General features: G+C 35.9%; 28 protein-coding genes. 19 read left to right on the top strand and 9 right to left on the bottom strand.

What is annotated here, in order from left to right; translation table 11 throughout:
* Positions 1-113: 113 nt before the first annotated feature.
* Positions 114-761, top strand: a complete 648-nt coding sequence (locus ACXACQ_RS10825) for a hypothetical protein (RefSeq protein ID WP_474975961.1) — start codon at positions 114-116, stop codon at positions 759-761.
* Between the two features lie 59 nt (positions 762-820).
* Here the strand turns inward: ACXACQ_RS10825 and ACXACQ_RS10820 are convergent, their stop codons facing one another.
* Positions 821-1,345 carry a YceI family protein gene (locus ACXACQ_RS10820; protein WP_474975960.1) on the bottom strand — a complete coding sequence of 175 codons (525 nt, stop codon included), beginning with the start codon at positions 1,343-1,345 and terminating at the stop codon, positions 821-823.
* 141 nt (positions 1,346-1,486) lie between these two features.
* Here ACXACQ_RS10820 and ACXACQ_RS10815 point away from each other — a divergent pair, with 141 nt between their 5' ends.
* The 3 genes from ACXACQ_RS10815 (at position 1,487) to ACXACQ_RS10805 (ending at position 3,496) form a co-directional block, all read left to right on the top strand.
* Positions 1,487-1,912, top strand: a complete 426-nt coding sequence (locus ACXACQ_RS10815) for a DoxX family protein (RefSeq protein ID WP_474975959.1) — start codon at positions 1,487-1,489, stop codon at positions 1,910-1,912.
* Between the two features lie 158 nt (positions 1,913-2,070).
* Positions 2,071-2,652 carry a TetR/AcrR family transcriptional regulator gene (locus tag ACXACQ_RS10810; protein ID WP_474975958.1) on the top strand — a complete coding sequence of 194 codons (582 nt, stop codon included), beginning with the start codon at positions 2,071-2,073 and terminating at the stop codon, positions 2,650-2,652.
* Positions 2,653-2,701: 49 nt separating this feature from the next.
* Complete coding sequence (locus tag ACXACQ_RS10805; protein ID WP_474975957.1) at positions 2,702-3,496, top strand: SDR family NAD(P)-dependent oxidoreductase; 795 nt, start codon at positions 2,702-2,704, stop codon at positions 3,494-3,496.
* A 51-nt stretch (positions 3,497-3,547) separates the two neighbouring features.
* On the opposite strand, the gene ACXACQ_RS10800 is transcribed toward ACXACQ_RS10805, so the two are convergent.
* On the bottom strand, positions 3,548-3,703 hold the full coding sequence (locus tag ACXACQ_RS10800; protein ID WP_474975956.1) for a hypothetical protein: 156 nt from the start codon (positions 3,701-3,703) through the stop codon (positions 3,548-3,550).
* Positions 3,669-3,974: a PaaI family thioesterase gene (locus ACXACQ_RS10795; protein WP_474975955.1), complete on the bottom strand. Its 306-nt coding sequence runs from the start codon at positions 3,972-3,974 to the stop codon at positions 3,669-3,671. The genes ACXACQ_RS10800 and ACXACQ_RS10795 overlap by 35 nt, the downstream gene beginning before the upstream one ends.
* A gap of 147 nt (positions 3,975-4,121) precedes the next feature.
* Here ACXACQ_RS10795 and ACXACQ_RS10790 point away from each other — a divergent pair, with 147 nt between their 5' ends.
* The gene (locus ACXACQ_RS10790) at positions 4,122-4,265 is read left to right on the top strand and encodes a hypothetical protein (RefSeq protein ID WP_474975954.1); all 144 of its coding nucleotides are present in this window, start codon (positions 4,122-4,124) and stop codon (positions 4,263-4,265) included.
* Positions 4,266-4,399: 134 nt separating this feature from the next.
* Here ACXACQ_RS10790 and ACXACQ_RS10785 read toward each other — a convergent pair whose 3' ends face one another.
* A complete protein-coding gene (locus ACXACQ_RS10785) occupies positions 4,400-4,828 on the bottom strand; it encodes an FKBP-type peptidyl-prolyl cis-trans isomerase (RefSeq protein ID WP_474975953.1) in 429 nt (142 codons plus the stop codon).
* A 164-nt stretch (positions 4,829-4,992) separates the two neighbouring features.
* Between ACXACQ_RS10785 and ACXACQ_RS10780 the strand changes: the two genes are divergently transcribed.
* Positions 4,993-5,601, top strand: coding sequence for a trimeric intracellular cation channel family protein (locus tag ACXACQ_RS10780; RefSeq protein ID WP_474975952.1), 609 nt, complete (start codon positions 4,993-4,995; stop codon positions 5,599-5,601).
* A 4-nt stretch (positions 5,602-5,605) separates the two neighbouring features.
* On the opposite strand, the gene ACXACQ_RS10775 is transcribed toward ACXACQ_RS10780, so the two are convergent.
* Entirely contained in the window at positions 5,606-6,190 is a 585-nt protein-coding gene (locus tag ACXACQ_RS10775) for a thioredoxin family protein (protein WP_474975951.1), read from the bottom strand.
* Positions 6,191-6,254: 64 nt separating this feature from the next.
* Entirely contained in the window at positions 6,255-7,169 is a 915-nt protein-coding gene (gene miaA, locus ACXACQ_RS10770; RefSeq protein ID WP_474975950.1) for a tRNA (adenosine(37)-N6)-dimethylallyltransferase MiaA, read from the bottom strand.
* A 92-nt stretch (positions 7,170-7,261) separates the two neighbouring features.
* Here miaA and ACXACQ_RS10765 point away from each other — a divergent pair, with 92 nt between their 5' ends.
* From ACXACQ_RS10765 to ACXACQ_RS10745, 5 genes are read left to right on the top strand one after another with little or no spacing between them, the layout of a single operon-like run.
* Positions 7,262-9,619, top strand: coding sequence for a response regulator (locus ACXACQ_RS10765; protein WP_474975949.1), 2,358 nt, complete (start codon positions 7,262-7,264; stop codon positions 9,617-9,619).
* A 9-nt stretch (positions 9,620-9,628) separates the two neighbouring features.
* Complete coding sequence (locus ACXACQ_RS10760; protein WP_474975948.1) at positions 9,629-9,997, top strand: response regulator; 369 nt, start codon at positions 9,629-9,631, stop codon at positions 9,995-9,997.
* 3 nt (positions 9,998-10,000) lie between these two features.
* A complete protein-coding gene (locus tag ACXACQ_RS10755; protein WP_474975947.1) occupies positions 10,001-10,276 on the top strand; it encodes a hypothetical protein in 276 nt (91 codons plus the stop codon).
* A complete protein-coding gene (locus tag ACXACQ_RS10750; RefSeq protein ID WP_474975946.1) occupies positions 10,273-11,034 on the top strand; it encodes an MBL fold metallo-hydrolase in 762 nt (253 codons plus the stop codon). Before ACXACQ_RS10755 ends, ACXACQ_RS10750 begins: the two co-directional genes overlap by 4 nt.
* Positions 11,035-11,037: 3 nt before the next feature.
* The gene (locus ACXACQ_RS10745; protein ID WP_474975945.1) at positions 11,038-12,600 is read left to right on the top strand and encodes an NFACT RNA binding domain-containing protein; all 1,563 of its coding nucleotides are present in this window, start codon (positions 11,038-11,040) and stop codon (positions 12,598-12,600) included.
* A gap of 119 nt (positions 12,601-12,719) precedes the next feature.
* Here the strand turns inward: ACXACQ_RS10745 and pyk are convergent, their stop codons facing one another.
* Together pyk and ACXACQ_RS10735 are read right to left on the bottom strand one after the other, a co-directional pair.
* Positions 12,720-14,147: a pyruvate kinase gene (pyk, locus tag ACXACQ_RS10740; RefSeq protein ID WP_474975944.1), complete on the bottom strand. Its 1,428-nt coding sequence runs from the start codon at positions 14,145-14,147 to the stop codon at positions 12,720-12,722.
* Between the two features lies 1 nt (position 14,148).
* On the bottom strand, positions 14,149-14,568 hold the full coding sequence (locus tag ACXACQ_RS10735) for an IPExxxVDY family protein (protein WP_474975943.1): 420 nt from the start codon (positions 14,566-14,568) through the stop codon (positions 14,149-14,151).
* 260 nt (positions 14,569-14,828) lie between these two features.
* Here ACXACQ_RS10735 and ACXACQ_RS10730 point away from each other — a divergent pair, with 260 nt between their 5' ends.
* From ACXACQ_RS10730 to ACXACQ_RS10705, 6 genes are all read left to right on the top strand, one after another.
* Positions 14,829-15,065 carry an acyl carrier protein gene (locus tag ACXACQ_RS10730; RefSeq protein ID WP_474975942.1) on the top strand — a complete coding sequence of 79 codons (237 nt, stop codon included), beginning with the start codon at positions 14,829-14,831 and terminating at the stop codon, positions 15,063-15,065.
* A gap of 36 nt (positions 15,066-15,101) precedes the next feature.
* Positions 15,102-16,352, top strand: coding sequence for a beta-ketoacyl-ACP synthase II (gene fabF / locus ACXACQ_RS10725; RefSeq protein ID WP_474975941.1), 1,251 nt, complete (start codon positions 15,102-15,104; stop codon positions 16,350-16,352).
* A gap of 2 nt (positions 16,353-16,354) precedes the next feature.
* Positions 16,355-17,098 carry a ribonuclease III gene (rnc, locus tag ACXACQ_RS10720; RefSeq protein ID WP_474975940.1) on the top strand — a complete coding sequence of 248 codons (744 nt, stop codon included), beginning with the start codon at positions 16,355-16,357 and terminating at the stop codon, positions 17,096-17,098.
* Positions 17,099-17,146: 48 nt separating this feature from the next.
* Positions 17,147-19,012, top strand: a complete 1,866-nt coding sequence (nadE, locus tag ACXACQ_RS10715; RefSeq protein WP_474975939.1) for an NAD(+) synthase — start codon at positions 17,147-17,149, stop codon at positions 19,010-19,012.
* A 24-nt stretch (positions 19,013-19,036) separates the two neighbouring features.
* Positions 19,037-20,152, top strand: a complete 1,116-nt coding sequence (locus ACXACQ_RS10710) for a prolipoprotein diacylglyceryl transferase (protein WP_474975938.1) — start codon at positions 19,037-19,039, stop codon at positions 20,150-20,152.
* 114 nt (positions 20,153-20,266) lie between these two features.
* Positions 20,267-21,718, top strand: a complete 1,452-nt coding sequence (locus tag ACXACQ_RS10705; RefSeq protein ID WP_474975937.1) for a BamA/TamA family outer membrane protein — start codon at positions 20,267-20,269, stop codon at positions 21,716-21,718.
* Here ACXACQ_RS10705 and ACXACQ_RS10700 read toward each other — a convergent pair.
* Positions 21,715-22,350, bottom strand: a complete 636-nt coding sequence (locus tag ACXACQ_RS10700; RefSeq protein WP_474975936.1) for a toxin-antitoxin system YwqK family antitoxin — start codon at positions 22,348-22,350, stop codon at positions 21,715-21,717. The genes ACXACQ_RS10705 and ACXACQ_RS10700 overlap by 4 nt on opposite strands.
* 47 nt (positions 22,351-22,397) lie before the next feature.
* Here ACXACQ_RS10700 and ACXACQ_RS10695 point away from each other — a divergent pair, with 47 nt between their 5' ends.
* The gene (locus tag ACXACQ_RS10695; protein ID WP_474975935.1) at positions 22,398-23,222 is read left to right on the top strand and encodes a PorV/PorQ family protein; all 825 of its coding nucleotides are present in this window, start codon (positions 22,398-22,400) and stop codon (positions 23,220-23,222) included.
* Positions 23,215-25,299, top strand: a complete 2,085-nt coding sequence (locus ACXACQ_RS10690; RefSeq protein WP_474975934.1) for a ComEA family DNA-binding protein — start codon at positions 23,215-23,217, stop codon at positions 25,297-25,299. The genes ACXACQ_RS10695 and ACXACQ_RS10690 overlap by 8 nt, the downstream gene beginning before the upstream one ends.
* The last annotated feature ends 80 nt before the right edge of the window (positions 25,300-25,379 follow it).

The raw sequence follows: 25,379 nt of genomic DNA, 5'->3' as shown, positions 1-25,379 counted from the left end.
TATTAAGTTTAAAAAATAGATTTGTATAATTAATAATACTTAATTCGATGAACGAAAATAGTGTTAGATCGTTCTATTAATTATCTAATAACAAACTTGCAAAACACAGAACTATGAAAAAATTAGCATTTGCATGCTTAGGCGTTATATTAATTGCAGCAAGCTGCGGTCAGCAAAAAAAAGAGGATACAGAAAGTACAACTACGACCACTGAAGCAACTACTTCTACAGGAAAATATAGTGTAGTTACATCTTCTGCCGAAGTTAATTTCACAGCTTATAAAACCACCGAAAAAAAACCAGTTGGAGGTACTTTTAAGAAAATTGAATTATCTAATTCTAAAGAAGGTGATTCTCCATTAGAAGCTTTAGATGGAACAAAATTCAACATTACTGTTAGCAGTTTATTCACTAACGATGCCACAGGCACCAGAGACCCTAAAATCATAGAGTTCTTTTTTGGTAAAATGGTAGATACAGATATCATTTCTGGTCAATTCAAATTAGGTGAAGACAAAGAAACGTGCTCTGCAGACATCACTTTAAACGGAAAAACAGTAAACGTACCATTTACTTACGAAGTAACTTCTGAAACTTACTACACTTTTAAGGCAGTAATTAACTTAGAAGATTGGGATGCTCTAGAGGCAGTATCTTCCATCAACAAAGCTTGTGAAGCTTTACACACCGGACCTGATGGCGTAAGCAAAACTTGGAGTGAAGTAGCTTTAGAAGCTGAAGTTTCATTCGAAAAGAAATAATTAAAAAAGGTGAAGCTAAATAGCTTCACCTTTTTTAATCAAAACCTAAAATAAAACGCCTATTGCTTCACAAACTGCACGTTAACAGACAATTTCACTTTATCTGACACCACAATACTACCAGCATCTGTTACAGCACTCCATGTCAGCCCAAATTCTTTTCTATTAATTTCAGCCTCTGCCTCAAAACCAGCTTTGGTTTGTCCATAAGGATCAACAGCTATACCATTAAAGTCAACATCAAAAGTCACTTCTTTTGTGACATCCTTTACTGTTAAATCTCCCGTTAATTTACTACCGTTAAATGAAGTAGATTTAAATTTAATCTCTCCATACTCATCAGCATTAAAAAAATCTGCTGATTTGAGATGAATATCTCTATCTGAATTCTTAGTATTAATAGAATTTACATCAATACTAAACTCTATTTCTGCATTACTAAAGTCATCACCCGCAGCCTCTACAGCACCATCATATCTTTCAAAATGACCCGTTACCGTAGAAATCATCATATGCTTTACTTTAAAAATTAACTCTGAGTGAGTTGGGTCTACTAACCACTTTGTTTTTACTAAAGTTTCCATCGCTATTACCGTTATTATTAATTCAATGTTTAAACATTAATTATAACGAAGCCACACTTTTTAAGTTTCAATGTTTAAACATTATTTTAAAAATATTCTAACTTTTAGCCATAATTGCAGTTATTAAGTAAAATAAAATTTATGAAAAGCTCTACCCCAACCTCTACCGCACAAAAAGTATTTAGAATTATATTAGGCCTATTTATGGTACTAGCCGCTGTTGGTCATTTAACTATTCAACGCGAAGAATTTCAGGCACAGGTTCCCAACTGGATTCCTATCAGTAAAGATATGGTGGTGATACTTTCTGGCGTAGTAGAATTTATACTAGGAACAAGCATGATCTTTTGGCGCTCTAAAAGAGTATATGTAGGCATAGCCTTAGCAATTTTTTATATTTTAATCTTTCCTGGGAATATAGCGCAATACATTCACCATAGAGATGCTTTTGGACTAGATACTGATCAAAAAAGACTGATCCGACTTTTTTTTCAACCCGTACTAATCGTTTGGGCACTATGGTCAACCGGTGCACTAAAAGTCCTGATCAAAGGAAAATCGGCTTAACACCGCACTTACTCACTTATCAAGGGTGCTGTGCACCCTTAAATTCTCAGCATTCATTTGCTGCAGGTAGATTTAGTGAAGCCAAAAGTAAATAGACGAACCTTTCAATATAAAGCAAATCACCAGTATTTTAATACTTTTGCATAAAAGCAAGACTTATGCGCGGACGCCCCAGTAGCTATAATGATCAGGATGTATTAATAAAAGCTCAAAACCTATTTTGGACTAAGGGTTATACAGCTACTTCACTGAGCGAACTTTTTAAAGTTATGGGCATGGGAAATGGAAGCTTTTATAATGCCTACAAAGGCGGAAAGAAAGAACTCTTCAAAAAAGCCATAGAACAAAGAAGAGAGGCTTTTAACACCTTCAAAATTCAGTTAGAAAAATCTGAAACACCTCTAGAGCTGATAAAAGATTTCTATAAGAGCATTGCTCATGAGTCTAACGACAGTCATTTAAAAGGCTGCCTAATTGTTAACACAGTTGTGGAAATGACATTTCTTGATGAAGATTTAGAGAAAGATGCCACAAGGATACTACAAGAAGTAGAAGAAATGTATACCGCAGCCATTGCACGGGCGCAGGCAACAGGACAAATGAACAACACAACTCCCGCCCATATTCTAGGAAAGTATTTAATCACTTTTTGGAGTGGCCTCAATGTTTTAAGGAGAATTTATCCTGATCAGCAAACACTTACAGAACAAATTGAAATGCAACTTAGTATACTGAATTAATTTTTTTACCTATTTTTGTAATGATCATTACAAAAATAGGTAAAAAACTATGAATTTAAATTTATCATCAAAAACAGCCTTTATCAGTGGGTCAAGTCAGGGTATAGGACTAAGTATTGCCAAAAGCTTGTTATCAGAAGGAGCTCAGGTCATCATTAATGGCCGTAATTCCACAAAACTCAATATCACTCTAGAAAAACTACGCTCTGAATACCCTAGTGCCAAGATATCAGGAATTGCCGCTGACTTCAGCAATCGTGCAGAAGTCAAGCAACTGTTAGCTCAACTTCCCAGCATTGATATCCTGATCAATAATGTAGGCATTTTTGAACTCAAAGAATTTGATCAAATCACTGATGATGATTGGCTCAAAATGTTTGAAGTAAATGTTATGAGCAGCATCAGATTATCGCGTGAGCTACTACCTAAAATGCTTAAAAAGAATTGGGGCAGAATAATTTTCATCAGCAGTGAATCTGGTGTAAACATTCCATCAAACATGATTCACTATGGTACTACAAAAACAGCTATGCTATCAATAAGCCGAGGCCTAGCTGAACTCACCAAAAATAGTGAAGTAACAGTAAACACCATTCTTGGCGGTCCTACTTATTCCGATGGTGTATCACAAACTATAGAGCAGATGGCTTCAGCAAGTAATCAGTCAATAGATGTTATTAAAGAAAGTATAATATCGCATTCAAGTCCAAGCTCTTTACTGCAACGATTTATTACACCCGAAGAGATAGCCAATATGGTAACATACATCTCCTCTCCTTTATCCAGTGCTACCAATGGTGCTGCATTACGAGTAGATGGTGGCAAGTTGAACACTATTTTATAATAACATCACGGATCGAGCATAAGCAAAGGCCTGACTTATGCTCTTGTATCCTTAATAGCCTATTCTTTCATTAAGCTCAATACTACTTTTTACGAATTCACCGCTGCCTCTGGCAATCTCTTTCCCCTTTTCATTATATAAAATAGCTTCCGCTACAAATGAAGTTCGTGCATTACTCACTACCTTGCCTACAGCTTTTATTACCATATACCACAGGTCTAATAAAGTAAAGATTAAAATTTTTAGTCAGCACCATAGTATCAGTAACTAATGAATTAACAGCAAAAAAAGCTGCATCATCTAACATTTTGAAATACACTGACCCGTGTACAGCATTGGCTGCATGAAAATACTTCGTTTCCAAAGTAATGGTAATTTCAGCCTCTCCTTTAGAAATTTTTATATCAGGATTATAAAATTTATTGATAGGAGCCTCATGAAGATAGACGTGTTCAAGCTTTCGGTAATGATCTTCCATGCTTCTAAGAACGTATAAAAACCATGAAATGATATGTAATGAATTATATAGATCCGTTTCAGAAAAAAGAAGGCTAATACCTTTACTAAACCATGTTTATCTACTAAATTTGAGCGAGCAAATAAGGACCTCTTAAAATTAAATATTATGTTTGAATCACAGTTTATTGGTGATGGAGCCAGCACATTTATCACTATCGTGGCTTGTTTAGTAGGTTTTGGAGCAGCAATTGGCGCTCTTGACTTCATTAAGACTAACAAAAAGCAAGACACAGAAACTAAGCACCACTAAAATCGAAATTCAATCGATTCTTAAGATATCAGAAGCCTTTTCATACGAAAGGGCTTTTTTTATACCCTATTGGTATCAACATAAAAAAAGCCACCTGAATAGGCAGCTTTTATATTTTTAAAGTTGAATAGAAATTATCCAATCTCAACTAATTCAATTTCGAAAACTAAATCTTTTCCAGCAAGTGGGTGATTAGCATCAATCTCAATAGTCTCTTCACTCACTTTACTTACTAATACAGGCACAGACTGACCGTTAGGCTGCTGCATAGCTAATTGCTGTCCTACTTCAGGCTTTAAATCAGGAGGAAGCTGAGTCTTAGGTACTTCAACCACCATCTCATCATTACGCTGACCATATGCCTCATCGGCAGGGATATCAGCTACTTTAGAATCACCTATTTTCATTCCGGTTACAGCCTTATCAAAACCTGCAATCATCATTCCTGCTCCTACTTCAAACTCTAAAGGATCTCTATCTTTTGATGAGTCAAAGATAGTTCCATCCTTAAGTTTACCAGTATAATGTACTTTTACTCTGTCGCCTTTTTTTGCTTCAGACATGAATTTGGTATTTTATTTTTTTGATTCAATCCTTGATTTTCAAGGAAGCACAAATTTACATAATCGTATCACGAATTAAAAATAACCCTGTTACCATCGTGTACCTTCAATGTTTATTCTTTCTTATATTGTAAAAAACTGTGATCTTCGCGAAAAAACGCACCATGACGCTCCTTTATACTCTCGATATTATAGGTACTTTTGTGTTTGCCATCAGCGGCATTAGGCTGGCTGCAAAAAAAGAACTGGACATTTTCGGGGCCAGCGTCATTGGCTTTGTTACAGCTGTGGGTGGAGGCACTACAAGAGATGTGCTGCTAGGAAATTATCCTGTAGCTTGGATTCAAGACACTAATTATCCATTGATTATTTTAATGGCACTCCCGTTTACTATACTATTCAGAAAGTATATCGTTAATATGAAGCGCACTTTCTTCGTCTTTGACACCCTAGGCATTGCCCTTTTTACCATCAGTGGTATGCAAAAAGCCTTGATGCTGAACCTGAACCCATTTTTGGCTATTGTAATGGGCATGGTATCGGCAGTAGTAGGCGGTGTAATAAGAGATATTTTGTGCAATGAAATACCTCTCATTTTTAGAAAAGAGATATATGCCACTGCATGCCTATTAGGCGCGGCCATCTTTTTGATTTTAGACTTTTACTCTGGTTTAGATATTCGTATTGCTTATGCCATTACTATTCTTGCTATTATTACCATAAGAATAGTAGCTATCAAATACAACCTGTCATTACCCAAAATAAAAGACTAATTTATTAATTCAACTCAGATTGAAAGTCTTTAGTCCAAGTCTCCCATTTTGTGTTTTTATAATGATCTCCGCCTATAAACTTTACTATTTTTTCAAATTCAGGAGCTTTTTGATAGCCTGGTAACGGCTGAATCATATTGAAATTTTCATCAAGGAAAACCACCGTAGGAAAGCTCAGCTTATTCTGTAATAAAGCGGCAGCCAACTGATGATACCCCTTTCTTCCGGAAGGCACAAACTGATAGGTATTACCCTTGAAAACAATATCTTCAGATTGCTCTGCATCTAGCTTTACAGGGTAGAAATTTTCATTTAGATATTCTGCAATAGTAGGGTTGTTAAAAGTATTTTTATCCATCACCTTACACCAACCACACCATGTGGTATACACATCTATAAATATCTTTTTCTTTTCCTCTTTTGATTTTTCTACAGCCTCCTCAAAAGACATCCAATGCACAGGACTTTCGTCTTCCTCCTCTACGGTCTCCACTTTTTGCTGACAACTATCACCATCGGTCTCCTTTATAAATGCTGAACCAACAATAAATACAACAAAAATTGACAAGCTAAATAATATCTTTTTCATAATAGTTTACTTCAGTAAAAGTCAAACGCTCTCCAAGTTAAAATAATTTCACCAATTTTGCCATTTATAAGGCTCTAGTGACTTTATCTATATATCTTTTTATATTATCATAATCATCAGGATGAAACCACATCATATCTTCCTCCTTACTAAACCAGGTTAATTGTCTTTTAGCATACCTTCTACTGTTTCTCTTTAGTAACCTTACAGCCTCCTCCCTATCATATTTACCTTCCATAAAGTCAAAAATCTCTTTATAGCCCACGGTTTGTAAAGCATTTATACTTCTAAAGGGAAAAAACTCTTCGGCTTCTTTAAACAACCCCTGTTCGATCATTTGGTCCATACGAAGGTTAATACGGTCATAAAGTTCTTGCCTATTGCGAGTCAGTCCAATTTTTATTGTTTTAAAATTCCTTTTCTTCTTTTTGTTATCTCTAAAAGAGGAAAATTTCATACCAGTACCTTCATAAATTTCTAAAGCCCTCATTACACGCTGAGGGTTTTGAAGGTCTGCTTCTGCAGCATATTCAGGATCGCAGCGCTTTAATTCAGATACTAACGCATCAAGCCCTTCATGGGCTAACCTTACCCGCAGCTTCTCTCTAATGCTTTCATCTACCTCTGGCATTTCGGCCATTCCTTCTGTTACAGCTTTTACGTATAAGCCCGATCCGCCCGTTAACACCACATAGTCGTGCTGCAAAAACAATTCATCTAGTTTTAAAATAGCATCGCGCTCATAATCTCCAGCATTATAACTATCATGAATAGAATGAGAATCTACAAAATAATGCTTAGCCTGCTGTTGCTCCTTTGCTGTAGGCTTAGCTGTTCCTATATTCAGTTCTTTAAATATTTGCCTAGAATCGGCCGATACTATTTCAGTATTATAATCATTAGCCAGCTGAATGCACAAGCTAGTTTTACCTACTGCCGTAGGCCCCACCACTACTATCAGGTATTTCTCTTTTTCCATCGACACAAAAATATAGCTATAAAAACACTTACCCAATGCGCTTATAATATAAGAACACTTTTTATTTGTAGAATTTATTATATTCACAGCCCATGAAAGAGAACACCCCCACCATAAAGCAGTTAGAAGACCAAATATCTGATTTACAGAGGCGGCTATCCGATGAGCAACACAAAAACTCATTTACCAATGCCATACTAGAAGGTGGGGCTCTCATTATATGGGCCATCAACTCAGAAAAAGACCTCACCAGCTTTAACCAAAACTATTTCAACTTCTTCTTGCAAAAAGATGCAGGCGAAAAAGTTGGGTACGAAAAAGGCGGAGTTGTAACTTACGTTAACTTAGAAAAATTTTGGAATACCAAGTATGAGCAATCATTAAAAGGCAGCTCTAGTAATTTCGAAATTTGTATTGATGTTGACAATACTCACGGATGGAAGGAAGTATTTTTAACTCCCATCTACGATTCACGCGGTGATATTACAGGTGTTTCTGGCCTTGCTTATGATATTACCGAAAAGATGGAATCAAAACTCGCTTTAATTAAAAGCGAAGAAAAATTCCGTAACATTTTCGAGTCATTTCAAGATTTATATTTCCGCTGCGATTTCAGAGGTATACTCAGCATGCTAAGCCCTTCGGTAGAAGACATCACCGGATATAGCGAGCAAGAGCTGCTAGGAAAAAATGTTACTAACTACTACCTATACAATATAAAAACCAAGCACCTACTACAGACTTTAAGGCGCGACAGAAGCGTGCGTAACTTTGAAGCCAGCTTGGTTCATAAATCAGGAAAAATAATATACTGCATATGCAATATGCGTATAATTTATGATGACGCTGGCGAACCGCAATGCATTGAGGGAGTGGCCCGAGACATTTCAGAATTAAAGAAAACCACTGAAGAACTACAACGCTCTAAAGAACTAGCTGAAAAATCTCTTAAAATAAAGGAGAAATTTCTGGCTAACATGAGTCATGAAATCCGCACCCCTTTAAACGGGATCATTGGCATGCTACACTTATTGGACGAAACCTCTTTAGACGAAAAGCAGACTCGCCATGTAAAGGCATTAAAAAGTTCTTCGGACATACTTCTAAACATACTCAACGACCTGTTAGATATTTCTAAAATAGAAGCAGGAAAAATGGAGTTAAAACAAACTCCTGTAAATACTAACGAGCTATTAAGCAAGTTAATTTTACTATATCAGCAGCAAGCCAAAGACAAAGGAATAGCTCTCAAGCAAAAGCTTGATAATAGCATACCTTCACATATAGTAACTGATGAAACTAAGTTGCTACAGGTATACAGCAACCTAGTGTCTAATGCCATAAAATTCACCCCTGCTGGGGGCTCAGTAACCGCATCGCTAAAACTGAAAAAGAACAAAAAAAATGGACACCTGATATTAAAAGGAAAGGTAAAAGACACCGGCATAGGCATTAAAAAAGAAGATCAGGAGAGACTATTTTCCATATTTACACAATTAGACAGCAGCCGAAGCAAAATATATAAAGGCACTGGCCTTGGGCTGCATATCTCTAAAAAAATAATAAAACTTTTAAACGGTAAAATCGGTATAAAATCAGAGCAAGGTAAAGGCAGTGCTTTCTGGTTTACATTTGAAACCGAGCCTGTAGAAATAAAAGAAGAGCTAAACATTCCTGAGGAAGAATTAGTTAATCTAAATCATAATCCTAAAATATTGGTAGTAGATGACAATAAAGTAAACCTTGAGCTGGCCTCAGAAATGCTAAAAAATGCTGGAGGAGATGTGACTACTGCAGATGGAGGAATAAAGGCCATAGACTTATGTTTAAACAATGTATACGACATTGTATTAATGGACATACAGATGCCTGATATGGATGGTATAGAAACTACAAAACGAATAAGAGAGACGTGTGAACATATACCTCCCGTTATAGCCATGACAGCCTATTCGCTGCATGGAGATAAAGAGAAGTTTCTTGGAGCTGGCTTCGATGATTTCGTGCCGAAGCCCATACAGCCCAGGGTACTTTTTAAACAGGTGAAAAAATGGACTTCATCAGAAATGGATAATTCTGATGAAAAAGAAGTGAAGGATGATGAAAGAATTTTATTGGATATCAATGTAAAGACTTTAGAAACTTTGCGTAAATATGCAGGTGATGAGGTTTTGAGAGAAACACTTATCGAGTTTGATAATGAATGTCAATCTCAAATAAGTGCTTGTTCTACTCTCCATAAACAAGAAAAATTCAAGGAGATGTCAGATGTTTTACATACCTTGAAAGGAAATGCGAGTACATTGGGAGTAGAAAAACTTGCTGGACAAGCCGAAATCATGGAGGATAAAGCAAAAAACAAAAAATATCCTAATTTTGAGACTGATTTGATTCAGTTAAAAACTCACTACGAGAGTTTCGTTATAGAATTACAAAGTTTAATAAACTAAACGTTAACAATGGGAAAAAAAATTTTACTTGCGGATGATAGCCCGGTAATTCAAACCTTATCGAAGAAGATTTTTCAAGGACAAGGCTATGATATCAAAGGCATAAAATCAGGCACCACCGTACTTAAAGAAATAGAAGGTAATGATTATGATGTAGTAATCCTTGACATTATTTTGCCAGGTGCTGATGGAATGGAACTAGCAAAAAAAATCAGAGGTTTAAGCGACTCTAAAAAGGCTAATATTCCGATCATAGCTATTTCAGGCAATTATAAAAACTACGACAAAACAGATTTTGAAGAAGCAGGAATCAATGAATATCTAATTAAACCATTGGATTATGATGCATTGGTAGATGCTGTAAAAAAATACTCTTAACGTATGGATGTAAAATACTCTAAACACTTCTTAAATAAGCTCGAAGATCTTATTGCAGAAACAGAGTATATTTTAAGATACGAAAAGGGTAACTTTAATTCTGGTTGGTGTGTTCTCAATGACAATAAAGTAATTATTGTCAATAAATACTTTGCGCTTGATGGTAAAATCAACTGTTTATTAGAAATCATTAAAACAGTAGACATAGACAAAGGCCAACTGAGCGAGAAAAATCAAAAGTTGTACGATCAGTTGGCGCAGACAAAACTAGAACTGTGAGAATAACTGTATTAGGCACCGGAACATCACAAGGCGTACCTGTAATAGCGTGCGAATGCGAGGTATGCGAGTCATTGGATTTTCATGACAAGAGAACCCGCTCTTCAATACATATTGAAAAAAACGGTAAAAGCTTTGTGATTGATACTGGACCGGACTTCAGATCGCAGATACTAAGAGAACGTATCAAAAACCTTGATGCTATAATCTTCACCCACGAGCATAAAGATCACACTGCTGGGTTAGATGATGTAAGAGCTTTCAATTTTAAGCAAAAAAAAGATATGCCTGTGTATGGCAGGCCTAGAGTTATAGAGCAGCTTAAAAAGGAATTTAGCTATGCTTTTACAGAAGTAAAATACCCTGGCGTGCCACAAATACACACCAAAGAGCTCGATGGTGCACCTTTTAGCATAGAAGGAATAGATATTACACCTATTGAGGTTATGCACTATAAGTTGCCTGTCTATGGTTTTAGGGTTGATGACTTCACCTACATCACAGATGCTAACCATATTTCAGAAACTGAAAAAGAAAAAATAAAAGGCACCAAAGTACTAATCTTAAATGCCTTACAACACGAAACTCACATATCTCATTTTAATCTTGAGCAGGCCATAGCTTTAGCCCAAGAACTCAACCCCGAAATAACTTATCTAACACATATTGGTCACCGAATGGGCCTGCATAGAGACATAGAAAAAACGCTACCAGAAAATGTCCACCTGGCCTACGATGGACTCACACTGGACGTTTAATTTATGCATAATAATTACTATTTCTTAAAGCACCTTAGTGCTGAGCTTAAGCCTATACTCCAATCTGCTAGCTTAATAGAATGCTTTTCTCAAAATAAAGATGAGTTGATTTTTGGGTTTTCATTAGCCAACAAAGAAGACTTCTATATTAAAGCCCACCTAGACCCTAACTTTTGTTGCCTCACATTCCCTGATGACTTCAGCAGAGCAAAAAAGAATAGCGTGAATTTAATGCAGCCTATCATAAATAAAAAAGTTATTGATACCCGTCAATATCTCAACGAACGGTGTTTTTCTTTGATATTTGAAGATGGCTTCACTCTATTATTTAAAATGCATGGCAATAGGTCCAACCTGATTCTTTTCCAGCAAAACGAAATTATTTCTGTCTTCAAAAAGAATCTCAAAAATGATTTTGATATCGACTTATTGACTATCGACAGGCCTATTGACCAATCATTTAAAGCATTTGAAGAGCATAATGGAGATATTTACAAACTCTACCCCACTTTTGGAAAAGAGATAACTGCTTACCTAAAAGAGGAAATTAAAATTGAGGACCTATCTACCGAAGAGAGATGGACGGCATTACAAAATTTAGTTTCTGAACTTGATAAGTCCAATTTTCACATTACTGAGCAGCAAGACTCTAGTTTACACCTGAGTTTAATCTCATCTGGCAAAGTTCTTAACCAATTTGATAAAGCCATCACAGCCATCAACTTTTTTTTTATCAAATACATTAGCGAATTCACCATTCGTAACACTAAAAATCAAAGCCTTAACCAGCTCAATAAAGTATTAAAACAAACTCAAAGTTATATTACAAAAACCTCTAAAAAACTTAATCAGATAAAATCTGAAAGTAACTACAGTCAACTAGCCGACATTATAATGGCTAATATGCACCGTATAAAGCCTCAAACCAAAACTGTTGAGCTGGAAGACTTTTATAACAACAACGCCCCAATTTCCATCAACTTAAAAAAGGAGTTAAGCCCACAGAAAAACGCAGAAAACTACTATAGAAAAGCTAAAAATCAGGCTATTGAAATAAAAGCCCTCGAAGAGAATTTAGATTCAAAAAAAGAATTGGTAAATGAAATAGAAGATCAAATTCTGGAAATAGAAATGACCGAAGACTTACGAGAGTTACGGTCAGTAGTTAAAAAAATACAGAAAAGTGACACTGTTCAGCAAGATAAAGGCAGTAGACCTTTTAATGCTTTCACCCACCATGGTTATGATATTTGGGTTGGAAAAAATGCCAAAAACAATGATTTGATGCTGCAACAATATTCTTACAAAGAAGATTTATGGCTGCATGCCAAAGACGTAAGTGGCTCTCATGTACTTATAAAACAAAAAGCTGGCAAAAAAATACCTAAAGATGTAATTGAAAAAGCAGCAGAATTGGCAGCGTATTATTCTAAAAGAAAAAATGATACACTATGCCCCGTAATAGTTACACCTAGAAAATATGTAAGAAAACGCAAAGGTGACCCTGCAGGTGCAGTAGCAGTAGATAAGGAAGAAATGGTGGTTTTGGTAAGACCTGGAAAATAAAAGGGACAAGATTTTATTGAGCAATTAACGGAGGCCCCTTGCCCCTTGTTAATTGTCAATAAAATAGTAATGAGGATCAAGTTATCCTTCTAACCTGATCCATAAATGATTGGTATTACTTAACCTACGTTAAGTTTAATTGTGTTTGTTCTGCCTCTTGCATCTAATGGCATACTAGCAGTGGTGATGAATACTTCACCTTCTTTGATGTGACCGTTCTTCTTAAGTATCTCTTCAATGTCAGCAAAAGTTTTATCTGTAGACTCTTCTTTGTCGTAGTAAAAACCTCTAACACCCCAAATTAAATTCATCGTATTTAATAAAGGTCTGTTGTTTGTGAAGATAAAGATGTGAGCTTTAGGTCTTCTGGCCGCTACTTTAAATGCAGTATAACCAGATGCAGTCATACCTACGATAGCCTTAGCATCAGAAATTTGCGCTAAACGGCAAGCAGCTAAAATTAATGAGTTGTTATTGAATAAAGGATCTTCTTTATCATTAGGCTCATGTTTGAAATAAACATCAGCTTGTCTTTCTACACTAGTAATGGTTTTAACCATACTTCTGATTACCTCTACAGGGAATAAACCAGCAGCAGTCTCAGCAGAAAGCATAAGTGCATCAGCACCATCCATTACCGCATTAGCCACATCATTAGTCTCTGCACGTGTAGGACGAGGGTTCTCAATCATACTCTCCATCATTTGAGTAGCAATAATTACAGGCTTAGCCAATTTATTACATTTCTCAACGATCATTTTTTGAGCCATTGGCACTTCTTCCATGAAGATTTCAACACCCAAATCACCTCTAGCTACCATTACTGCATCAGTTTCTGCAATAATTTCATCAATATTATTGATAGCTTCAGGCTTTTCAATTTTAGCAACGATACGGCTATCTTTTCCACCCTCTCTTATTCTTCTTCTTAAATCTCTGATATCATCAGCAGATCTAACAAAAGAAAGTGCTACCCACTCGATATCGTGAGGCAACCCGAACTCTAAGTCAGCTATATCTTTTTCAGTAAGCGAAGGAGCCGATACCTTAGTAAAAGGCATGTTTATTCCTTTTCTTGACTTAATGCTTCCACCAAAAATTACTTCAGTCTCTACTTCTTTATCGTTTTTACCAGTAACTTTTAATTCGATCTTTCCATCATCGATCAAAATCATGTCTCCGATTTCTACATCGTTAACAAGTCCTTGGTAAACAGTGCTAGCCTTTTGGCTATTACCCACCATTTCTTCGCTAGTAATAACGAATTTCTGGCCAGTTTCAATAACAGCACCCTTTTCTACTTCTCCCAAACGAATTTTAGGTCCTTGTAAATCCTGAAGTAAACAAACATGACTGCCTAATTCTTCATTGAGTTCGCGAACGTACTGTATTACTTTTGCATGGTCCTCGTGAGTTCCATGTGAGAAATTCAACCTGAAGATGTCCACTCCCTCTTCCATTAGTTTTCGGAGCATGTCCTTACTATTAGAGGCAGGGCCCACGGTTGCTACAATTTTAGTTTTGTTAAACTGTATTTCCTGATCCATATTAAGTTAAAAGATTGTCTTTAGACTTTAATTTATTTACTTCAATGTTGGCAATATATTCAATCCACGGGACTTCTTTAAGCCCTTTCAGTATTTCTTCACATGCAAACGTTTGCGACTCCTTGTCAGACTTGATCAGGTAGTCGAAATGTTGCATTTCAGGAATAAGAAAGGACGCCTCTCCATCCACGCTTTTATTTTTATATAGCCACACATCATTGTTTTCTGTTTCGAATAAATAATTTCCAAAATAAGAAGAACGGTTGCCGGTAACATTTAGCTTTAGATCCTCTTCTTTTTTAAATCTTATTTTCAAATGTTTATTTATATACCAGGCTAATTTGTAGAACTTCACCGAAGAAATGATCCCTAAAAGATCAAATTCGTATTCATATTCGATGACAAGTTTCGTTTTTTTCACTTATATTTAAGCTTAGTATTTGTTGCTTAGCCCTCCGTTAAAGCATGATTTAGGTGCCTACACCTTAATATATATAGGATTAAATATTTGACACCAAATCCTTTTCCAACCTCAAAGTTGGCGAAATTTTGCAAATACTATAAGTTTTTATGCTAATATTCAGCATTTTTGCCGCGTCAATAACTTTATTTAAATTGTTTGACATTAATACATTTAATGTATTTCTTTGCAGATATTTTAACTATTAAAACATTAAAAACATGTCTGAAATAGCACAAAAAGTGAAATCAATAATCATTGATAAATTAGGAGTTGAAGAATCTGAGGTTACTCCTGAGGCAAGCTTTACAAACGATTTAGGCGCAGACTCATTAGACACAGTTGAATTAATTATGGAATTCGAAAAAGAATTCAACATTTCAATTCCTGATGATCAGGCAGAAAACATTGGAACAGTTGGCCAAGCCATCTCTTACTTAGAAGAAAACGTAAAATAAACTAATACCCCCTTTATCTAATCCGAACCCTCTTTTATGACATTGAGAAGAGTAGTAGTAACAGGTATAGGTGCCCTAACTCCAATCGGGAACACAGCCCCAGAATTCTGGGAAGGTTTAAAAAACGGAGTAAGTGGAGCGGCACGTATCACCAGATTTGATCCCGAGAAATTCAGAACTCAATTTGCTTGTGAAGTAAAAAACTATGATGCCGAAGCATATTTCGACAGGAAGGAAGCTCGTAAGATGGACCCTTTCACCCAATATGCCCTCATTGTAGCTGATGAAGCTATCAAAGATTCAAATTTGGACCTGGAAGCCATTAATTTGGATAGAGCAGGGGTTATTTGGGGTTCTGGAATAGGTGGTCTTCAGACTTTTCAGGAAGAAGTAAAGAGTTACGCGAACAACGATAACACACCGCGTTTTAACCCATTTTTCATTCCGAAAATGATAGCGGACATCAGTGCAGGCTATATTTCTATTAAATATGGCTTTCACGGTCCTAACTTCGTTACTGTTTCTGCATGTGCATCGGCTACTAATGCCTTAATAGATGCCATGAACTATATCAGATTAGGCCACATGGATGTAGCCATTTCTGGTGGTAGTGAAGCAGCAGTAACAGAAGCAGGTATTGGAGGATTTAACGCAATGAAAGCACTTTCTGAGCGCAATGACTCTCCAGAGACCGCTTCAAGACCATTTGATAAAGATCGTAACGGTTTTGTTCTTGGCGAAGGTGCAGGTGCACTTATTCTTGAAGAATACGAGCATGCCAAAGCACGCGGAGCTAAAATATATGCTGAAATTATAGGTGGTGGTATGTCTGCTGACGCCCACCACATTACTGCACCTCACCCAGAAGGTTTGGGTGCTACTAATGTTATGATCAACGCTTTGGCTGATGCGAATATTAAGCCCGAAGATGTTGATTATATCAATGTTCACGGAACTTCTACTCCTTTAGGAGATACTAGTGAAACATTAGCCATTAAAAAGGTTTTTGGTGAACATGCCTATAATTTAAATATCAGCTCCACTAAGTCCATGACTGGTCACTTACTTGGAGCAGCAGGAGCTATCGAAGCAGTAGCGAGTATTATGGCTATTAATCATAGCTTAGTACCTCCTACTATTAATCACTTTACCGATGATGATCAGTTAGATAACAAACTGAACTTCACTTTTAACAAAGCTCAGGAAAGAGAGATTAATATTGCATTAAGCAACACATTTGGGTTTGGAGGTCATAATACTTCCATAATTCTTAAAAAAATCCAATAACTGTGCTTCGTGGTGTAAAACGCCTGCTTAACACATTTAAGACAAAATCAGAAAAAGATAAAAGGCTTATTACCGCAATTACTACCATTGTTGGTAGTAAGCCTTTTAACCTTAACTTATATCAGCTGGCGATAAAACATAGCTCCATGGCTAAGGCCAATAATCTGGGCATTAAAGAGTCTAACGAAAGGCTTGAATACCTGGGTGATGCTATCTTAGGAGCAGCGGTGGCTGATTACCTCTTTAAAACCTTCCCTTATAAAGACGAAGGTTTTCTTACCGAAATAAGGGCACGGATAGTTAATAGAGAATCATTAAACACACTTGGTAAAAAGATTGGTCTTAATCAGGTGGTGGAGTATGATCAAAATAAAAAGACTAAACTATCTCATAAATCACTTTATGGTGACACTTTAGAGGCATTGGTGGGTGCGGTATACCTAGATCATGGCTATAAATTCTGTAGAAATTTTATTATAGAAAAGTTATTGATTCCTAATTATGATCTTAATGAAGTAGTTAGGTCCAACCCTAACTGGAAAAGCAAGATCATAGAGTGGTCACAGAAAGAAAGTAAAGATCTTAGGTTCGAAATTATCAGTGTAAAAACAGATAAGCAACATCGAGAATTTACTGCGCAGGTGTATGTAGATGATGAGCCTATGGCTAAAGGTTACGGCCACAGTAAGAAAAAAGCTGAACAAGATGCAGCGCAAAAAAGCTGTGATATCTTGAACTTACCGTAAAGATTCCGATCTTCGCCTTCATTAGCTCATTTAATAATTGCGAAGAAGGTGAATATACAAAAACTGGCAGGGGCAACTTTAAATCAGACTCCACTCGACTGGACCAATAACCTAAAAAACATTCTTAAGGCTATAGAACAAGCTCAACAACAAGAAGTTGACATTCTTTGCCTTCCTGAACTATGCATTACAGGTTATGGTTGCGAAGATTTATTTTTAAGTGAATGGATCTACAAAAAATCAGTAGATATTTTACTTAAGATAGTTCCTCTATGTACAGACATTACTGTAGCTGTAGGTTTACCTATTAAGCATAACGGAATCAATTATAATGCTGCATGTGTTATAAAAGACGCTCACATTCTCGGCTTCTACGCCAAACAAAACTTGGCCAATGATGGTGTACACTATGAACCTCGCTGGTTTACCCCATGGCCTGTAGGCAAAATCGACACTATTGAAATAGCAGAAAACACCTATGATATTGGCGATCTAATATTTGAGTTTGGATCGGTTAAAATGGGTTTTGAAATTTGTGAAGACGCTTGGCGAGATGACAGACCTGCATGCAGATTAGTACAAAAAGGTGTAAACCTTATTTTAAACCCAAGTGCCAGCCACTTTGCGTTTGACAAAACCATTACCAGGCAAGAGCTAATTATGACTAGCTCTAAAAATTTCCATTGCACATATGTATACGCTAATCTCTTAGGCAACGAAGCCGGGAGAATGATTTATGATGGAGAAATTATGATTTCTCGTTATGGAAAACTAATAGCTCGTAATGAATTACTTTCTTTTGAAAGCGTACAATTATTAGAAGCTAAAGTGGATTTCGACAATGAACACGAAGCTTATAATGAAGTAACTCTTGAGCCTGCAGATAAAAATGTAGAGTTTACTAAAGCCAATACTTTAGCATTGTACGACTATATGCGCAAGAGCAGAAGTCATGGTTTTGTACTTTCATTAAGTGGTGGAGCAGACTCCTCCTCTATAGCCGTGTTAGTAGCTGAAATGGTAAAAATAGGAGTCAATACACTTGGAGTTGATCCGTTTATAAAAAAATCAAATCTGCGTATAAAGCCATTAACTTCAACAAGTACTGAAGATCAGATCAAAGAAATCACCGGTCAAATATTTACATGTGCTTACCAAGGTACAGTAAACAGCTCTGAAGACACTTTCAATTCAGCGAAAGAATTAGCAACAGAAGTAGGTGCTACTTTCCATTCATGGTTGATAGATGACGAGGTTAAATCTTACACTTCAAAAGTAGAAAAGGCCATTTCCAGAGACTTAACTTGGGAGAAAGACGACATTACCCTGCAAAATATACAAGCAAGAGCGCGCTCTCCTATTATTTGGATGTTTGCCAATATTCAAAATGGATTATTGCTCACTACATCTAACCGAAGTGAAGGAGATGTAGGCTATGCTACTATGGATGGGGATACTAGCGGAAGTATAGCTCCTATTGCAGCAGTAGATAAATTTTTCATTATCAATTGGCTAAAATGGGCAGAGCAAAAGCTGGGGTATAGCTCTTTATCTCATGTCAACTCCTTGCAGCCTAGTGCCGAATTACGGCCATTGGCTTCTGTACAAACAGATGAAACTGACTTAATGCCTTATCACATCATTGTAGAAATTGAAAAGTTAGCCATTCAACAGCATATGTCTCCTCAAGAAGTATATGCTATACTAGCAGAAAGGGACTTGGAACCTAAAACGCTTTTAAAACTTCACATTGCTAAGTTTTACAGATTATGGTCAAGAAACCAATGGAAAAGAGAAAGAATAGCTCCTGCCTTCCATTTAGATGACTTTAATGTGGATCCTAGAACTTGGTGCCGCTTTCCTATTTTGAGCAGCAGCTTCCATGAGGAACTCTTAGCGTTAGAAAATTTATAACAAAAGCTTTAATTCACCTGCTACATGCATTTTTTTGATTTTATAATTTGGGATTTTGACCCTACGGCATTTACTCTTCCATTTTTAAATAACCCTGTTAGATACTACGGTATACTCTTTATGCTGGGTTTTGTAATCAGCCAAAGGTTATTATTCTATATATTTAAAAAGGAAGATAAGCCTCAAAAAGATGTAGAAACACTCACAATATATATGCTAATAGCTACTGTAGTGGGTGCCCGCTTAGGCCACATATTATTTTATGAGCCCGAACGCTACTTTAATAATCCTATCGAAATATTATACCTTACAGAAGGAGGGCTGGCCAGCCATGGAGCAGCCATAGGCATATTTTTAGGGTTATGGTTATACACCAAATTTCATGTAAAGCGCCTCAATAGAATTAATCAGAGCTACTTGCAGACATTAGACAGGATAGCCATAGCTGTGGCATTAGTAGGCTGTTTAATAAGGATGGGTAACTTCGCTAACTCCGAAATTTATGGAAAACCGACTCATTCATCATATGGGGTCGTATTTACTAACCATCTAAAAGATGCATTTTTAACTGATGCCAGTCCAATAAAAACCATCGACTTTGAAAAAGATGACCATAAGCCAACTTCTACCCCCGGATACGAACCAATCATCATTAACCTGTCTTTTAAACCACACCCTGACGTAAAAACAAAAGAGGGCGTATCTCTATACTTAGAAACTACTTTTCAGCCCAATTTAGAAAAATGGGATTATCTAAAAGCTCAATTTCATCAAAGAGGCGAGCTAAATTACGAAGTAGAAGAACCTACAGCAGGTGTTTTTATAGCACATGTTCATACATACGGAATTACACGACACCCTACACAGTTGTACGAATCATTTACTTGCCTGCTTTTATTCATACTGTTGATGGTTCTATGGAATAAAAGAAAAAAGGATTTACCTAGTGGCTTATTATTTGGCATATTCCTTACTTGGATTTTTGGGTTACGATTTGTGCATGAGTTTTTTAAAGAAAACCAAGTAGCCTTTGAAGATGGTATGACTTTAAATATGGGGCAAATCCTAAGCATCCCACTTATTATTGCAGGTATAATTATTTTAGTTAGAGCTGTATTTAATCAAAGAAAAAAAGCTTAGTTTACATAGCTAATTAAATTACTAACATCAGAAAATTTGCTTTCTGTGGTTAAGATATTTAATTTTTAAAGTACGCTTTTTTTAAACTAAGATTTTATTGGGCTGAAAGATCAGATGCTGGCATTTATATTTCTATTAATCACATCCTTGTTTTATACCGTACCTTCGGTGGCAGATGTGAATAATGCCGCTGATTCGTTAAAGAGAAATCGTCCTACCATAGCACAAGACACGGTTAAATCACGCTATCTGTATATTGATAATATCATCATTATTGGTAATAAAATAACCAAGCAACGTATGATAGAAAGGGAGGTAAGCGTAAGGAAAGGCGAGCGTTATAATGAGCAAGACCTAAATTTAATTCTGAAAGCCGATAAAAATAAAATATTTAACACTCGCCTATTTAACACCGTTGATATTTCTTTGCTTGAATTGGGCAATGATGTTGTAGATATAATTATAAAAGTAACAGAACGCTGGTATACTTTCCCTGTACCTATTTTTGACCTTGTAGACCGTAATTTCAACGATTGGTGGCAAAACCAAAACCATGATTTGAGCCGAATCAATTATGGGCTTACCCTATATCAGTATAATGTGAGAGGGCGTGGAGAAAAGCTAAAAGCTCAAGTACAGTTTGGCTATACTAAACAATTTGAAGGGGCTTACAGTATTCCGTACATAGATAAAGGACAACGCCACGGGCTAAGCATACGCTACAGGTATTCTGAAAATAAGAACATTCCGTATAGAACGGTGGAGCATAAAAGGGAATTCCTTGATTCTGAAAATGTATTACGCACTGAGCGTTTATTCTCTTTAGGTTATACCTTCCGAAATTCGTTTTACAGCACTCATTACTTATACCTGCAGTATAATGACAATGACATTGAAGATCAAGTAGCTCAAGAAAACCCGAATTTCTATTTAAATGGACGAACAAGACAGAAATACATAAGCTTAGTTTATGAGTTCAATCTTGACAGAAGAAATAATGTATCTTATCCCTTATCTGGTTATAAATTTAATTTCTACATAGACAAATATGGCATAGGCCTCTATAATGACTTAGACCAAACTGATGCAGGCATAAAATATTCTCATTTTTTCGACCTTCACAAAGGTTTTTACCTATCCAATTATACCTCTGTTTATGCCAGCACACCTAAGCGTCAGCCTTATGCTAACTTGGTTGGTTTAGGCTATAAAAGCGATTTTATAAGAGGTTATGAACTTTATGTAGTGGAAGGAAAGTCTTATTACCTCAACCGTACTACTATCAAGAAACGGTTATTCCAAACAGTGTCTCATATGAATTTCATTCCTATAGATCAGTTCAAAAACATTCCTATTGCTATATACTTAAAAAGTTATTTAGACCTTGGCTATGCCGAAAATTTTCAACATTATGACTTTAACACCAGCTTTTCTGATGAATTAATATATGGAACAGGTGTGGGTATAGATATTGTAACTTATTATGATACCGTGCTTCGGTTTGAATACAGCATGAATAAAGAAAAAGAATCAGGCCTCTTTATTCACTTCAGGAAAGAGTTTTAATAACTAATTTCCTTCCTTTTACCCTTTTTATTCGTGTAAAACCACTTACCTACTCTTTCTCCCTGCTCATATCTGCCTTCATACTCCAAACTTCCCTCTTGGGTATAAAATTTCCATTCACCAGTTTCTTTACCTTCATCATACTGGCCTTGTTGTATTAATACTCCATTATTATTATATACTTTCCAATCACCATGTGGGAGCCCATTAAAATAATGAACAATTCTCTCCAGCCTGCCATTCTCATGATAGTATAACCAGTCACCATTATATTGACCATCTTTATACCTGCCCTTCTTATGCAAATGGCCACTATCGAAATAATAAAAGGCTGAGTCTTGAGGCAAATTATCCTTCCAATATTCTTCCCCCACTTTATTCCCCTCAGTGTTATAATAAATAATACTACCCGATAAGGCTCCGTGATCATAATTCTCAACAGCACTAACATTGCCGTTAGGGTAAAAATAATGCCAAGCACCATGTTTCTCTTCACCTACGGCATAGCCTACAGCCTTTAATTTTCCTGTTTTATAATAAAGCGTATCCTGAGCTAGAATTGGCTTTTGAAATAATACAATTAAAACAAAAACAACAATATATTTACCTATTTTAATAAAGCAATACTGCATAAATAGTGTCTAATTCATTAATTTATATATAGTATAAACATAATGGATTGAACGCATATACGCCTATATTATTCTGCATCTTCGCTTTCCAATCTTTGGTATGTCATGCTCAATTGGCTCAACAGACCTACGGAGCACGATCAGAAGGAATGGGAAATACTGCAAGTACGCTTAAAGGCTGTTGGTCCGCTTTTAATAATCCTGCAGGTCTCTCTTACCTAACTTCTATAGAGGTTTTAGCAGGTTATCGTAACAGTTATGGTATTAGTGGGTTAGGGTCTGCAGCTGCCGGCATTTCAGCCCCTGTGCTAAAAGGATACGCAAGCATTTCGGTGATAAAATTCGGAGATGACATTTACAATGAAATCCGAAATTCGATAAGCTACAGTCATCAATTAGGCAATACTACCCTTGGAGCTCGCATGAATTATCATCAATACCATATTGAAAACTATGGCACAAAGGGCTTTTTATACTTAGACATTGGCGGTATAACAGCACTCAGCAAACAGTTATTTTTTGGTGCATATATCCGAAATATTAATCAGAGCAGTTTATCTGACTTTCATGATGAGAGAATTCCAACCATAATGTATGCAGGCATTTCTTATTTACCCACAAATAAACTCATAGTAAACATAGAAGCAGAAAAAGACATTGACTATGATGCAAATTTTAAAATAGGGTTAGAATATGAATTTCTAAAAAAGTTCTTAATACGCACAGGCATCAACACATTCCCTTTCAACCATTTTTTAGGAATAGGGTTTAAGCACATCAAATTCAATATTGATTATGCCTATTCCAATAATCAATATTTAGGCAACACCCATCAGGTATCTCTTAATTATAAAATCAATAAACATGAATAGGTTGATGTTAACCATATTCACTGCCACATTGACTTTTAATCAGCTTATAGCTCAAGAATTTAAACGCCCAGAAATAGATATGCAACAATTTATTGAAGAGATATTTGCAGTACAAGACAGTGACATCGATTATGAGGCGGTATATGAGTCACTATTATTATTTTACAGTAACCCTATTAACCTCAATAAAGCCGATAAAGATGAATTAAGGTCACTTTATATCCTTACTGAAGAGCAAATAAGCAATATCATCAACTATATTGAAAAATATGGGCCTTTGATTTCTATTTATGAGCTCCAGGCTATACCCACCCTTAACCTGAGTGACATTGAAAAGCTTATACCATTTGTCAGTGTCAGAGATCTCAACATACATAAAGATAATAGGCCATTAATACAGCGCATTATATCTGAAAAAAATAATTACCTGATAATAAGACATGAACGCACTCTAGAAGAAAAAAAGGGATATACTTCTGCTGATGAAGGAGTAAACAGGTACAACGGCTCACCTGATAAACTCTATGTAAGGTTTAGAATTAGCCACACTGAAGATTTTAGTCTGGGATTCACTGCGGAAAAAGATGCGGGAGAGGCATTTGTATTCAATCAGAACAAAAAAGGGTTTGATTTTTACAGTTATCATTTTCAGTTAAAGAATCAAGGGAGGTTTAAAAATACAGTTATAGGAGATTATCAAATTCAATACGGGCAAGGACTTGTACTTTCCTCGGGCTTTAATGTTGGTAAAGGAGGTGAAACTATCAGTACTGTGAGGCGATCAAATATAGGCGTGCGACCTTATACCTCTGCATTGGAAACTAATTATTTTAGAGGTATTGCCAGTAATTTTTCTATTAACAAAAGACTTGAAATCACCTCGTTTTTATCACACCTAAAGCAAGATGCAGTCATTAGAACTGCACAAGATTCTAGCTACTCACGGTTATCATATATAAATGCTTTACAAAATAGCGGATTTCACAGAACAGCTAATGAGTTACAAGCAAAAGACAAAATAGGAGAAACTACCATTGGCTCTTACTTGCTATACAAAGGTGCTAAGGAAAATTTTGAAGCGGGTATATGTATAATGAATAATCATTACAGCATTCCTATACTTAAAGATGACTCTCCACAATACCGTTATTCATTCAACGGTAATAATAATCTAATAGCAGGTGCCAGTCTTAATTACACATGGCAAAACATAAGTTTTTTTAGCGAATTAGCACAAACCTACAAACACGGAAAAGGTTACTTGTTTGGTTTTATAGCTCCACTAAGTCACAACGTACATACATCAGTACTACTTCGAAATTATGACAAAGATTTCTATAGCTTTTATGGCAGTGCATTTGCAGAGTCATCTGGCTATAACATTAATGAAAAAGGATGGTACTGGGGTTTAAAATATACTTTTTCAAGAAAATTAGAGTTTTCTGCTTACTTCGACAGCTTTTCATTTCCATGGTTAACCACGAACATTGCCAAACCATCACATGGATATGAATACCTTTTCAGAACTACAATCTCCTTAAATAAACTCAGCAAGTTTTATTTTCAGCTTAGAAATGAAACCAAAGACGATAACCTCTCATCTTCAGACAATACAAGTAATATCAAAACAGCAAAAACCGCCACTAAACAAAACTTCATTTTTAACCTCGACCATGTAGCAAGTGATTTTATACAGTTAAAATCAAGAGTTCAGTTTAGCAACTATAACTTTAATAGAAACTATACCACTGGCTACGTATTAGCACAAGATTTTATTTTCAACTACAAAAAATTTAGCGTATCTACCCGGTTTGCTTTATTTGATACTGATGATTATGACAACAGACAATACGTATATGAAAAAGATGTATTATATGCATTTTCGATACCCGCGTATTATGGCAGGGGAACACGACAATATATAGTTTTACGCTACAAAATAAGCCGACATTTCGATCTCTATGGTAAATATGCCCGAACCAACTACCGTGACCGCAAAGTAATAAGTTCTGGCTTAGAAGAAATACAAGGTAGTATTAAGACCGACCTCAAATTTCAGATACGAATTATTTTTTAGGCACTTACCGTTTTTTATTTCTCTTTATCTATTTATTATTCATAAAATTTACAGAGTTAGTAACTTAGTGCCATACATTT

The sequence above is a fragment of the Fulvivirga sp. AWR4_260 genome (assembly GCF_056158185.1).
Note: the sequence above shows the minus strand (reverse complement) of the source record. Positions and strands in the feature narration are given on the sequence as shown.